Origin of the sequence: Micromonospora sp. DT81.3, assembly GCF_049847225.1 — a bacterium.
GTDB lineage: Bacteria > Actinomycetota > Actinomycetes > Actinomycetales > Microbacteriaceae > Microbacterium.
This window is the reverse complement of record NZ_JBNCNY010000004.1, coordinates 1-13,184: the sequence shown is the minus strand read 5'-3', so window position 1 is coordinate 13,184 and position 13,184 is coordinate 1. Positions and strand designations below refer to the sequence as shown.

The 13,184-nt window shown below is 69.9% G+C and carries 10 protein-coding genes; 9 read left to right on the top strand and 1 reads right to left on the bottom strand.

All coding sequences use genetic code 11. The features are described from left to right. The first annotated feature begins 148 nt into the window (after positions 1-148). The 3 genes from ACPW96_RS10225 (at position 149) to ACPW96_RS10215 (ending at position 3,285) form a co-directional block, all read left to right on the top strand. Positions 149-1,162: a COX15/CtaA family protein gene (locus ACPW96_RS10225; protein WP_425882975.1), complete on the top strand. Its 1,014-nt coding sequence runs from the start codon at positions 149-151 to the stop codon at positions 1,160-1,162. A 90-nt stretch (positions 1,163-1,252) separates the two neighbouring features. After that, positions 1,253-1,681 (top strand): dinucleotide-utilizing enzyme, encoded by a 429-nt coding sequence (locus ACPW96_RS10220; RefSeq protein ID WP_425818072.1) that lies wholly within the window; start codon positions 1,253-1,255, stop codon positions 1,679-1,681. 35 nt (positions 1,682-1,716) lie between these two features. Beyond that, entirely contained in the window at positions 1,717-3,285 is a 1,569-nt protein-coding gene (locus tag ACPW96_RS10215) for a Na+/H+ antiporter (protein WP_425818070.1), read from the top strand. A 428-nt stretch (positions 3,286-3,713) separates the two neighbouring features. Here ACPW96_RS10215 and ACPW96_RS10210 read toward each other — a convergent pair whose 3' ends face one another. Then, entirely contained in the window at positions 3,714-4,640 is a 927-nt protein-coding gene (locus ACPW96_RS10210; RefSeq protein WP_425882973.1) for a heme o synthase, read from the bottom strand. A gap of 306 nt (positions 4,641-4,946) precedes the next feature. Here ACPW96_RS10210 and tkt point away from each other — a divergent pair, with 306 nt between their 5' ends. From tkt to pgl, 6 genes are read left to right on the top strand one after another with little or no spacing between them, the layout of a single operon-like run. Then, positions 4,947-7,046, top strand: a complete 2,100-nt coding sequence (gene tkt, locus ACPW96_RS10205) for a transketolase (protein WP_425882971.1) — start codon at positions 4,947-4,949, stop codon at positions 7,044-7,046. Further along, positions 7,043-8,152, top strand: a complete 1,110-nt coding sequence (tal, locus tag ACPW96_RS10200; RefSeq protein WP_425818066.1) for a transaldolase — start codon at positions 7,043-7,045, stop codon at positions 8,150-8,152. Before tkt ends, tal begins: the two co-directional genes overlap by 4 nt. Then, positions 8,149-9,768: a glucose-6-phosphate isomerase gene (locus ACPW96_RS10195; protein WP_425882970.1), complete on the top strand. Its 1,620-nt coding sequence runs from the start codon at positions 8,149-8,151 to the stop codon at positions 9,766-9,768. Before tal ends, ACPW96_RS10195 begins: the two co-directional genes overlap by 4 nt. 15 nt (positions 9,769-9,783) lie before the next feature. Then, entirely contained in the window at positions 9,784-11,331 is a 1,548-nt protein-coding gene (zwf, locus tag ACPW96_RS10190) for a glucose-6-phosphate dehydrogenase (RefSeq protein WP_425882968.1), read from the top strand. Then, entirely contained in the window at positions 11,328-12,278 is a 951-nt protein-coding gene (locus ACPW96_RS10185; RefSeq protein WP_425818060.1) for a glucose-6-phosphate dehydrogenase assembly protein OpcA, read from the top strand. The genes zwf and ACPW96_RS10185 overlap by 4 nt, the downstream gene beginning before the upstream one ends. Beyond that, on the top strand, positions 12,268-13,050 hold the full coding sequence (gene pgl, locus ACPW96_RS10180; protein WP_425818058.1) for a 6-phosphogluconolactonase: 783 nt from the start codon (positions 12,268-12,270) through the stop codon (positions 13,048-13,050). Before ACPW96_RS10185 ends, pgl begins: the two co-directional genes overlap by 11 nt. Positions 13,051-13,184: the final 134 nt, after the last annotated feature.

The window sequence follows — 13,184 nt, the reverse complement described above, 5'->3', positions numbered from 1 at the left end:
AGTCTCGCGCGCCTACACTTGAAGCGATGCGTCGAACGCTCAGCGCGCGCACCGCAACACCTCGATTCTACAGGTTCCGCCCCCTCCGCCGGGCGGGCACCGGCCCCTCCCGCAAGACGTGGAGGGCAATCCCAGGAGGCTTCACCCGATGACCGACGCCGGTGGCACGACCCAGCGACCACGGCTCGGCGCCCGCCTCTGGGCGTGGTTGCCCGATCGCATCGACCGACGCGTCGTCGCGGCCGCGTGGGCGACGCTCGTGGTGCAGATCGGCATCGTCGGCACCGGCGGGCTGGTCCGGCTCACGGCATCCGGACTCGGCTGTCCCACGTGGCCGCAGTGCACCGACGGCTCTTTCGTGCCGACCCCCGAGCTGGCGGCCCACGGCGCGATCGAGTTCGCGAACCGCATGCTGACGTTCGTGCTGGTCGCCGTCGCGATCCTGATGTTCCTCTTCGTCGTTCGCTTCCGGAGCGAGCGACGGGACCTGTTCTGGCTGGCGCTGTCGATCGGCCTCTACGTCCCCTTGCAGGCGATCATCGGCGGGATCACGGTGCTGACGAACCTGAACCCCTACGTCGTCGGCCTGCACTTCTTCGCCTCGGTCGTCCTCGTCGCGCTGGCGACCGTGCTCGTCTACCGGGTGTACACCGCACCCGGCGCGCGCACCTCGGCGGTTCCGCGCTGGTACGCGGCGGTGACGCATCTCACGAGCGCCGCCGTGCTCGTCACCGTGCTCGTCGGCATCCTCGTGACGGGCGCCGGTCCCCACGCCGGCGATGCAGGCGCGGCGCGCAACGGCCTGGACCCCGAGCTGATGCAGCACCTGCACGCGTGGCCGGGGTACGTCACCTTCGCGCTCACCGTCGTGCTGCTGGTCGGAGCCCTGCGCGTCGCCCCTGCGCTCCGGCTCTGGGTCGGGCTGCTCCTCGCGGTCGAGCTGGTGCAGATCGCCGTCGGTCTGCTGCAGGCCCGCACGGGCCTGCCGATCGTCCTCGTGAACATCCACATGGTGCTCGCCGTCTGCCTCGTTGCCGCGATGACGGCGGTCGTGCTGCACCTGAAGGCGCCCGTTCCCGCCGCACGAGCTGTCCTCGACCCCGACATTCCGGACCTCGACCGAGCCTCCGTCGCATCCGGCCGGCGCACAGCCAACCCATAGTCCGCGCACACACACCGCACGGAGGCGCGCGGAATCGTGGTGCACGCCGCGGGCAGTACGCCCCCGGAATCCCAACCGAAGGAACGTCACATGAACACCGCACGCCCCTCACTCACGCGCAGCATCCCCTTCTGGGCTCTCGTCGTGCTCTCGATCGCCGCCGTGGCTTACGGTGCGTGGTTCTCGCTGTCGCAGATCACCGCGATGACGGCCGCGCTGAGCGGCCCTGCGCCCACCCCCGCCGACGTCTACGGCCCGCAGTCGCTCGTCATCGTCGGCGCCGTCGTGCTCGGCGCCGGACTCGTCGGCATCCTGCTCGCACTCTCGATCGCCACGCTGCGGGCCCTCGTTCCTTCCGAGCCCCTCGAGGTGGTCGACATCGAGCAGGTCGACGCCCACGCCGGACCCTGGGATGCGGCGCCGACCGGCGACCTCGTGGCGACCCCGGCCCCGGCGCCTGTCGCGAGCCCTTCTGCGGACACCGTCGATGACGCACCGCCCGCGCCGCTGACACGCTGACCCGCTCACCGGGCTGAGGGCCCGATACTGACTGGATGGATACCGTCGGCACGATCAGCTGGATCGTCCTCTTCGTGATCACCACGGTCACCGTGACCGGGGTCGTCGGCCGCATCGGCTGGTCGGCCCCGGTCGCCCTCGTTCTGGTCGGCGGGCTCGTCTCCTTCATCCCCGCCGTGCCGCAGGTCGAGGTGCAGCCCGAGCTCATCCTGTACGGCATCCTTCCCCCGCTGCTCTTCGCGGCAGCGCTTCGCACCTCGATCGTCGATGTGCGCGCCAGGAACGACAGCATCCTGCTGCTGTCGGTGGGGCTCGTCGCGTTCACCGTTGTGACAGTCGGCTTCGCCGCATGGCTGCTGGTCCCCGCCATCACGCTCGCGGCCGCCTTCGCGTTCGCGGCCGTCGTGGCCCCTACCGACGCCATTGCGGTGACGGCGATCGCCGGACGGCTGGGGCTCCCCCGTCGCGTCGTGACGATCCTCGAGGGCGAGAGCCTGCTCAACGACGCCACCGCGCTGGTGGCCCTGAACGCATCGATCGCCGCGATCGTCAGCGTCGTCACACCGGCGACCATCGCGATCGACTTCGTCGTCGCCGTCGTGGTCGGCGTGACGGTAGGGCTGCTCGTGGGGTTCCTGGTCTCGTTCGTGCGTCGGGCGCTGCGATCAGCGGTGCTCGACACGAGCATCTCGCTGATCACGCCGTTCGCGGCGTTCCTGATCGGCGAGCTGCTGCACGGATCCGGTGTGCTCGCCGTCGTGGTGACGGGGCTCTACCTCGGCTATCGCGCCCCGGTCGTCTCCTCGGCGGAGGCGCGGGTCGCCGAGCGGCTGAACTGGCGCACGATCCAGTTCCTGCTCGAGAACGCGGTCTTCCTCTTCATCGGGCTGAACCTGAACGGGATCCTCGAGGGCGCCCTGCGCACCGGCCCCGGCGTGTGGGAGACGGTGTGGGTCTGCGTCGGTCTGCTGCTCGCGCTCGTGGCCTCGCGCTTCGCGTGGGTGCTCGGCACGACGGCGCTGTACCGGCACGGGCCGAAGCGGATGCGCGAGCGGGGCTGGGCCTGGGGCAACGGCGTGGCCGTCGCGTCGGCGGGCGTGCGCGGGGTGGTGACGCTCGCCGCCGTCTTCCTGCTGCCCGAGGAGACCCCGGGCCGCGAGTACCTGCAGTTCCTGGCGTTCGTCGTCGTGGTCGCGAGTCTGCTCGGCGGGCTCGCCCTGCCGTGGATCATCCGGCGCCTCCGACTCCCCAGGCCGAGCCTCATGCAGGAGCTCACGGAACGCCGGATGCTGATGGCCGAGGCCCGCCAAGCGGGCATCGAGCGGCTCGACGAGGAGGCGACGAGCGACGACGAGCCCCGGGTCGTCGAGCTGCTCCGATCCGACGCCGGCTTCCTCGGGGAGACCCTCGAGACCTATGGCCCTGACGCCTCGATCCCGCAGTTCGAGGCGAAGCTGCGGCTTCGACGTTCGATGCTCGACGCCGAGCGCGGCGCCGTCCTGCAGGCGCGCTCGGAGGGCCGCTATCAGGAGCCGGCCGTCGCGGCGGCGCTGCAGGCGATCGACGCGGAGGAGACGGCGCTCAGGGCCCAGGACCCGAGGTGAGCTCCGCCAGGCCCGCATCCCGGGCGGGCCCGCATCCCGGGCAGGCCGCACTCGACCACACGCGCATCCCGATCAGGCGCGCATCCCGAGCACAACTGCGGGCCTGATCGCCGACACGCCGTGCAACGGCATCCGGCACCGGCGTGTCGCCCACGATCTCCGCCGTTGTGCGCGCGAGACACCGGATCACGCCCACGGCTGGCGTCCGTGCCGAGCCCGATCGGGAACCGGCGCGCCCCAGCACCATCATCCGGAGTCGCTCCTCCACCGTCCTTGCTGGCACGAATTTCGGAAGATGTCGCGAGCATCGGACCGCGGCCGGAAAATCTTCCGAGCACGCAGACATTCTCCGAAGCCGGTGCCTCTGGAAGAGCGCGACCGATCGGCCATCCCGCGCGAGCGGCCCGCATCCGAGCCGCTCGCGGCGCCTAGAAGGGCAGCAGCGGGTCGATCGCGATCGCCACGAAGAGCAGCGTCAGGTAGGTGATCGAGGCGTGGAAGACCCGCATCGGCGCGGGCTCCGTGCCGCGGACGGCGCGGTTGTAGAGGCGGTGCGATTCGTAGATGAACCAGCCGCCGAACACGAGGGCGGACACCGTGTAGACGAGGCCCATCTGCGCGACCGGGACGAGGAGCAGCGAGCACGCCACCGTTGCCCAGGCGTAGAGGATGACCTGCAGCCCGACCTGCGAACCGGACCGGGTGGCGCCGAGCATCGGCACGTCGACGCCGTCGTACTGATCCTTGTACTTCATGGACAGCGGCCAGTAGTGCGGCGGCGTCCACAGGAACACGAGCGCGAAGAGGATGACCGGCGTCCAGGCCAGTGAGCCGGTGACGGCCGTCCAGCCGATGACCACGGGGAAGCAGCCGGCGATGCCGCCCCATACGATGTTCTGCTCGGTGCGGCGCTTGAGGATCATCGTGTAGATGACCACATAGAAGAAGATGGCGGATGCCGAGAGGGTGGCCGCCAGCCAGTTCGTGGTCACCCAGAGCCAGATCGTGGATGCCGCGGCCAGGGTCCAGGCGAAGACGAGGGCACCGCGGGGCGAGACCTCCCCCGTGACGAGCGGGCGGTTCACCGTGCGCTGCATGTGCGCGTCGATATCGCGGTCGAGGTACATGTTGAAGGCGGCGGCCGAGCCGGCGCTCATCGAGCCGCCGAGGACGGTGGCGAGCACGAGCCAGAGGTTCGGGAGGCCGCCCTGGGCCAGGATCATGACCGGAACGGTCGTGACGAGCAGCAGCTCGAGCACCCGGGGCTTGGTGAGCGCGATATAGGCGCGGATCGTGCGGCCGATGGAGCGGGGGGCAACGGGTGTCGCGAGCCCCGACGTCGTCATGATGTCCATCGCCCCCGTAATATCACCAGCAGATCCCCCCAAGTCTATGGCATCCATCCGGGCCGCCCCCGGCCTCACAACTGCTGTCGCCGCCAGGAGAGCGCGCCGCAACGGGGCCGACACGGCGACGTCATCTGCGGCGCGCCGACCGCTGGCACACTGACGTCACATGAGTCAAGGCATATCCGGAGCGGAATACCGCTTCGCTATGCTGAAGAAACACCGAGCCCTCGCTCCTCCTCCCGTCGTGACCCGCTCCGCGGCGATCGGTGCTGTAGCTGGGCGAGCGCTCTCCCTTCCACGAAAGGCGGTCCGGTGTCGGAACTGCGTTGGGACGAGATCGACGAGCGGGCCGTGGACACGGCACGCGTTCTTGCGGCGGATGCCGTGGAAAAGGTGGGCAACGGCCACCCGGGCACGGCGATGAGCCTCGCCCCGGCCGCATACCTCCTCTACCAGCGCGTGATGCGTCACGATCCGGCGGACAAGAACTGGCCGGGGCGTGATCGCTTCGTCCTCTCGGCCGGACACTCCTCGCTCACGCAGTACGTGCAGCTCTACCTCGGCGGCTTCGGGCTCGAGCTCGACGACCTGAAGTCGCTCCGCACATGGGGCTCCAAGACGCCCGGTCACCCCGAGTACGGGCACACCGACGGCGTCGAGATCACCACCGGCCCCCTCGGTCAGGGGCTCTCGTCCGCCGTGGGCTTCGCGTACGCGGCCCGCTACGAGCGCGGTCTGTTCGACCCGGAGACCCCGGCCGGCGAAAGCCCGTTCGACCACCACATCTTCGTCATCGCGAGCGACGGCGACCTGCAGGAGGGCGTCACGAGCGAGGCATCATCGCTCGCCGGACACCAGGAGCTCGGCAACCTCGTCGTCATCTACGACTCGAACCAGATCTCGATCGAGGACGACACCGACATCGCCTTCACCGAGGACGTCGCCAAGCGCTACGAGGCCTATGGCTGGCATGTGCAGACGGTCGACTGGAAGAAGACCGGCGAGTATGTCGAGGATGTCGCCGAGCTGCACGCCGCGCTCGAGGCGGCGAAAGGCGAGACGGCCAAGCCGTCGATCATCGTCCTGAAGACCATCATCGGCTGGCCCTCCCCCGGCAAGCAGAACACCGGAAAGATCCACGGCTCGGCCCTCGGCGGCGATGAGCTCGCCGCGACCAAGAAGGTGCTCGGCTGGAACCCGGATGAGACCTTCGTCGTTCCCGATGAGGTGCTGGAGCGCACGCGATCCCTCTCGGAGCGCACCTCCGGCGCCAAGGCCGAGTGGCAGCAGGCGTTCGACGCATGGGCCGCCGCCAACCCCGAGCGCAAGGCGCTCTGGGACCGCGTGACCGCACGGCAGCTTCCCGAGGGCATCGCCGACGCGCTCCCCGTCTTCGAGCCGGGCAAGGACGTCTCGACCCGCGCCGCGTCCGGCACGGCCATCAACGCCCTGGCCGCGCAGCTGCCCGAGCTCTGGGGCGGCTCCGCCGACCTCGCCGAGTCGAACCTCACGACGATCAAGAACGCCTCGTCGTTCGTGCCGTCAGAGCGCTCCACCCACGAGTGGAGCGGCGACCCGTACGGCCGCGTGCTGCACTTCGGCATCCGCGAGCACGCGATGGGCGCGATCATCAACGGCATCGTGCTGCACGGCCCGACGCGCCCGTTCGGCGGCACGTTCCTCATCTTCAGCGACTACATGCGCCCCGCCGTGCGGCTGGCCTCGCTGATGAACATCCCGAGCATCTACGTGTGGACCCACGACTCCGTCGCCCTCGGCGAGGACGGACCCACGCATCAGCCGATCGAGCAGCTGGCGGCGCTCCGCGCCATCCCGAACTTCACGGTCGTGCGCCCCGGCGACGCCGCGGAGACCGGGGCGGTCTGGCTCGAGCTGCTGCGCCGCCACGCCGGCCCCGCCGGTATCGCACTGACCCGGCAGAACATCCCGGTGTTCGAACGAGGTGAGGGACAGGCATCCGGCGACACGTTCGCCTCCGCCGACAACGCGGCCAGGGGCGCGTACGTGCTCGCCGAGGCGGGGAACGGCACGCCCGATGTGATCCTCATCGCCACCGGCTCCGAGGTGCAGCTCGCGGTGAACGCCCGCGAGCAGCTCGCCGCCGAAGGCATCCACGCCCGCGTCGTCTCCGCTCCTTCGCTGGAGTGGTTCGACGAGCAGGATGCCGCCTACCGCGAGTCCGTTCTGCCGCCGTCCGTGACGGCGCGCGTATCCGTCGAGGCGGGCATCAAGCTCCCGTGGCGGCACATCGTCGGCGACAAGGGCCGGAGCGTCTCGATCGAGCACTTCGGCGCGTCGGCCGACTACAAGACCCTGTTCGAGAAGTTCGGCATCACCACCGAGGCCGTTGTCGCGGCCGCCCGCGAGACCCTCAAGGAGAACGCATCATGAGTACCCCTACCGCAGCCCTCGTCGCCAACGGCGTCAGCATCTGGCTGGATGACCTGTCCCGGCAGCGCATCATGACCGGCAACCTCGCCGACCTGATCGCCACCCGCAACGTCACCGGCATCACCACGAACCCCACCATCTTCGCCGGTGCCCTCGCCGACGGGGCGGCGTACGAGTCGCAGGTGAACGTCCTGGCCGACCGCGGCGCCAGCGCCGACGAGGCGATCTTCGAGATCACCACCGACGACGTGCGCGCCGCCGCCGACGTGTTCCGGCACGTCTACGACGAGACGCACGGCGTCGATGGCCGGGTCTCGATCGAGGTCTCCCCCGACCTCGCGCACGACACCGACGCGACCATCGCAGAGGCCAAGAAGCTCTGGACAACCGTCGATCGGCCCAACGTCCACATCAAGATCCCCGCCACGCTCGCCGGGCTTCCCGCCATCACCGCGGTCATCGCCGAGGGCATCAGCGTCAACGTGACACTGATCTTCAGCCTGGAGCGCTACGCGGGGGTCATCGACGCCTACCTCACGGGACTCGAGCAGGCCCAGGCGGCCGGCCACGACCTCTCCCAGATCCACTCCGTCGCGTCGTTCTTCGTGTCGCGGGTCGACACCGAGGTCGACAAGCGTCTCACCCAGCTCGGCGCCGAGGCGCTGAAGAGCAAGTCGGGCATCGAGAACGCGCGTCTCGCCTACGAGCTCTACGAGCGCGAGTTCGCGGGCGACCGGGCGAAGAAGCTGCTGGATGCCGGCGCCAACGTGCAGCGTCCGCTCTGGGCCTCGACCGGTGTCAAGGACCCGTCGCTGCCCGACACCCTGTACGTGACGGAGCTCGTAGCCCCCGGCACCGTCAACACGATGCCGGAGAAGACGCTCGAGGCGACGTTCGACCACGGCGTGATCGAAGGCGACAAGGTGACCGGCGCCTATGCCCAGGCGCACGAGTACTTCGACGCGCTGCGCGCCGCCGGGGTGGACTTCGACGACGTCACGCACACCCTCGAGACGGAAGGCGTCGACAAGTTCATCGCCTCCTGGCACGAACTCCAGGAGACGGTGGCCACCGCCCTCAAGGGCGGGGTCGAGGCCGCCCGATGAGCTTCGAGATCCACGTCACGGGTGCGGCCAAGGCCGCCGTCGACGCCCACCTGCCCACGCTCATCACCGACCTGGTCGCCTCGGGCATCACCGCGGGCGATGGCACCCTGTGGGGTGCGGAGGCCGAGGAAGAGTCCTCGAAGCGCCTCGGCTGGGTGCAGGCCGTCACGGTCTCGCGTCCCCTGGTGCCCGAGATCGAGGCGCTCCGCGCCGAGCTCGTGGCAAAGGGCGTCACGCGCGTGGTGCTCGCGGGCATGGGCGGCTCGTCGCTCGCCCCCGAGGTGATCGCGCAGACCGCAGGGGTGCCGCTGGTCATCCTCGACTCCACCGCCCCCGGCCAGGTGCTGGCGGCGCTGGACGGCGACGCCGAGGCCGGCGGCCTGACGCAGACCGTGCTCGTCGTCTCGTCGAAGTCCGGCTCCACGGTCGAGACCGACTCGGCCAAGCGGGCGTTCGAGGCGGCGTTCCGCGACCTCGGCATCGACCCGCTCGAGCGCATCGTGGTCGTCACCGACCCCGGTTCACCGCTCGACGTCGCCGCGCGCGCCGACGGCTACCGCGTCTTCAACGCCGACCCGACGGTCGGCGGCCGCTACTCCGCGCTCACGGCGTTCGGCCTCGTGCCGACCGGTCTCGCGGGCGTCGACATCGCCGAGCTGCTGGATGAGGCCGAGGCCTCGCTGCTCGAGGTCGCGATCGACAGCCCCGACAACCCCGCCCTGGTGCTGGCCGCCGCGATCGCCGGCACGTCGCCGCGCCGCGACAAGCTCGGCCTCATCACCGACGGCACGCACATCGTCGGCCTGCCCGACTGGATCGAGCAGCTCGTCGCCGAGTCCACGGGCAAGAACGGCACCGGCATCCTGCCGGTCGTGCTCCTTCCGGTCTCGCCCGAGGTGGAGAACAAGCCGGACGACCTGCAGATCGTGCGTCTGGTCGACGAGGCGAAGAAGTTCCACCTGTTCGAGCACCACGAGGGCGAGATCCTCGTCAGCGGCTCGCTCGGCGGGCAGCTCATGGTGTGGGAGTACGCGACGGCGATAGCGGGGCGGATGCTGGGCATCAACCCCTTCGACCAGCCCGACGTGGAGTCGGCGAAGATCGCGACCCGCGCGCTGCTGGACGCACGTCCGGAGCCGACGCCGCCGGCGTTCACCGTCGAGGGTGTCGAGGTGCGCGTGAGCGACCCGGAGCTCGCGGCATCCGGAACGGTCGCCGGCGTGCTCGACGCGCTCTGGAAGCGCCTGCCCGCCGATGGATACGTCGCCATCCAGGCGTACGTGAACCGCCTCGAGCTGCCCCAGTTGCTCGGACTGCGCGAGCTCGTCGCGGCCGACTCAGGTCGCCCGACGACGTTCGGCTGGGGACCGCGCTTCCTGCACTCGACCGGCCAGTACCACAAGGGCGGGCCCGCGCAGGGCGTGTTCCTGCAGATCCTCGAGAGCACGGATGTCGATCTCGAGATCCCCGAGCGGCCCTTCACCTTCGGCCAGCTCATCCAGGCGCAGGCGGCAGGCGATGCGAAGGTGCTCGCCGACCACGGCCGCCCGGTCGTGACCCTCACCCTCACCGATCCGCAGCTCGAAGTGCTCTCGCTCTTCGAAGCCGCCCAGTAGGAGCGCACCGCGTACATGCCTGTCCAGATCTCGCGCGGCCACAATCCGCTGCGTGACGCCGATGACCGTCGCCTCAGCCGCATCGCGGGTCCCAGCGCGCTGGTGATCTTCGGTGTCACGGGCGACCTCTCGCGCAAGAAGCTCATGCCCGCGGTCTACGACCTCGCCAACCGCGGCCTGCTGCCGCCGGGGTTCGCCCTGGTCGGCTTCGCGCGGCGCGACTGGGAGGACCAGGATTTCGCGAAGGTCGTCTACGACGCCGTCCGGGAGAACGCCCGCACCGAGTTCCGCGAGGAGACGTGGGAGCAGCTGCTGCAGGGCATCCGCTTCGTCTCCGGCGAGTTCGACAACCCAGAGTCGTTCAAGAGGCTGCGCGACACCGTGGAGAGGCTCGACGTCGAGCGCGGGACGATGGGCAACCACGCGTTCTACCTCTCGATCCCGCCCAAGGACTTCCCGCAGGTCGCCCGGCAGCTGCGGGATTCGGGCCTGGTGGATGACACGACGGACGAGGACCGGTGGCGCCGTGTCGTCATCGAGAAGCCGTTCGGCAGCGACCTCGCCTCGGCGCGGGCGCTGAACGAGGCGCTCGAGGTCGCGTTCCCGGCCGACTCCATCTTCCGCATCGACCACTACCTCGGCAAGGAGACGGTGCAGAACATCCTGGCGCTGCGCTTCGCCAACGAGCTGTACGAGCCGATCTGGAACCGCAACTACGTCGACCACGTGCAGATCACGATGGCCGAGGACATCGGCGTCGGCGGTCGCGCGGGATATTACGACGGGATCGGCGCCGCGCGCGACGTCATCCAGAACCACCTGCTGCAGCTGCTCGCCCTCACCGCGATGGAGGAGCCGATCAGCCTCAAGGCCGCGGACCTCCGCGCGGAGAAGGAGAAGGTCCTCGCGGCCGTCACCCTGCCGGAGGACCTGTCGCTCGCCACCGCGAGAGGCCAGTACGCCGGCGGCTGGCAGGGCGGCGAAGAGGTGCACGGCTTCCTCGACGAGGACGGGATGAACCCGGACTCGACGACGGAGACGTACGCCGCGATCAAGCTCGAGATCGCCACCCGCCGATGGGCGGGGGTGCCGTTCTACCTCCGGACGGGCAAGCGCCTCGGCCGGCGCGTCACCGAGATCGCCGTCGTGTTCAAGAGGGCGCCGCAGCACCTGTTCTCCCGCAACCAGACATCGGAGCTCGGCCAGAACGCGCTCGTCATCCGCGTCCAGCCCGACGAGGGCGTCACGATCCGCTTCGGATCGAAGGTGCCTGGCTCCGGCGCGCAGGTGCGCGATGTGACCATGGACTTCGGCTACGGCCACGCCTTCACCGAGGCGAGCCCCGAAGCGTACGAGCGGCTCATCCTCGACGTGCTGCTCGGCGATCCTCCGCTGTTCCCGCGGCACGAAGAGGTCGAGCTCTCGTGGATGGTCCTCGACCCGGTGGAGGAGTTCTGGGCAACGCAGGGCGGCGCGCTGGAGCAGTACGCACCCGGCTCGTGGGGCCCGGCATCCGCCGACGAACTCTTGGCCCGCGACGGCCGCGTCTGGAGGCGCCCGTGATCATCGAACTGCCCGACACCACCGTCAGCAAGATCGCCCGCCAGCTCGTCAAGGTGCGGGAAGAAGGCGGCGCTGTCGCGCTCGGCCGTGTGCTGACGCTCATCATCTCGACCCGCCACGGGCTCGAGGAAGAGGCGATCGACGCGGCCAACGACGCCTCACGGGAACATCCGATGCGCGTCATCGTGCTCATGACGTCCGATGGCGACACGCCGAAGCTCGACGCGCAGATCCGAGTCGGCGGCGACGCCGGGGCGAGCGAAGTGGTCGTGCTGCACGCCTTCGGCGACGCCTCCTCGAATGCGGAGAGCCTCATCACCGGCCTCCTCCTTCCGGATGCGCCCGTGGTCGCGTGGTGGCCGGATGATCCGCCCCGCGTGCCGGGGGATTCCCCTCTGGGCCGCATCGCACAGCGCCGCATCACGGACGCGTCGACCAGGCCCTACACGACCGATCGTCTGACGACACTCGGCGACAACTACGCGCCAGGCGACACCGACCTCGCCTGGACGCGGCTCACCCACTGGCGTGAGCAGCTTGCCGCCGTGCTCGACCAGCCGCCCTTCGAGCCCGTCACGGCCGTCGAGGTGCGGGGTGCCGCCAGTTCCCCGTCGACGGCCCTGCTCGCGGCGTGGCTGCGGCTCAAGCTCGACGTCGCGGTCGACTGGGAGTACGAGTCCCCCCGCGCGTGGGAGCACGGCATCAAGTCCGTGCGGCTCACACGCGAGAGCGGCGACATCGTGCTCGAGCGTCCGGAACCGGGCATCGCGGTGCTGACGCAGCCCGGTCAGCCCGACCACGACCTCGTCCTGCCGCGACGGACCCTTCGCGAATGCCTTGCGGAGGAGCTCCGTCGCCTCGATCCGGACGTCCTGTATGGTCGAGTGATCACGGAGGCCTGGCAGCTTCTGGGCCCCCCGGCAACGCTGGAGCAGAATGGCGCTTGACAAGGTCACCTCGAAGCGGGTCGTCGTCACGGCCGACCCCGCGGCCCTCGCAGAGGGCGTAGCCGGGAGGTTCATCGGCAAGGTGACCGAGCTCGCGGACGCAGGCCGCACGGTGCACGTCGCCCTTACCGGTGGCACCAGCGGCCTGGCGGTGCTGCGGGCGGCCGCCCGTCACCCCTGGCGCGACAACGTCGACTGGTCGCGCGTGCACTTCTGGTGGAGCGATGAGCGCTTCGTGCCGCGACGCCATGCCGACCGCAACGAGGCGCAGGCCCGCGAGGCCCTGCTGGACGCGCTGGACATCCCGGCCGAGAACATCCACGCCATCGGCGCCAGCGATGACGGCATCGATCTGGATGCCGCGGCCGCAGCCTACGCCGCCGAGCTCGCTCGCTTCGCCTCCGACGATGAGCCGTGGCCCGTCTTCGACATCTGCTTCCTGGGCGTCGGGCCCGACGGGCACATCGCCTCGCTCTTCCCCGACCGGCCAGAGATCCACGTGATCGACGAGGCCGTCGTGAGCGTGCGGGACTCGCCGCGCCTGCCGCCGGAGCGCATCACCTTGACCCGCCCGGTGATCAACTCATCGGTGCGGGTGTGGATGGTCATCGCGGGCGCCGAGAAGGCATCCGCTCTGGGTCTCGTGCTCGCGGGAGCGAGCTACTCGAGCGTGCCGGCGGCCGGGGCGAAGGGTCGCAAGCGCACCGTGATCTTCGTCGACGAAGCGGCGGCCTCCGAAGTGCCGACCGACCTGATCGACCCCGACTACTGATATGTAGTGCCTTCTTGTCAAGAGGGCATGGTGAGGCGCCGTCCGGGATGTCCCGGGCGGCGCCTCTTGCTTCGTGATCGGCTGGTTGGTGAGCGTGTCGTTGCGACGCGCGGTCAGTCTGATATTCGCGGGTT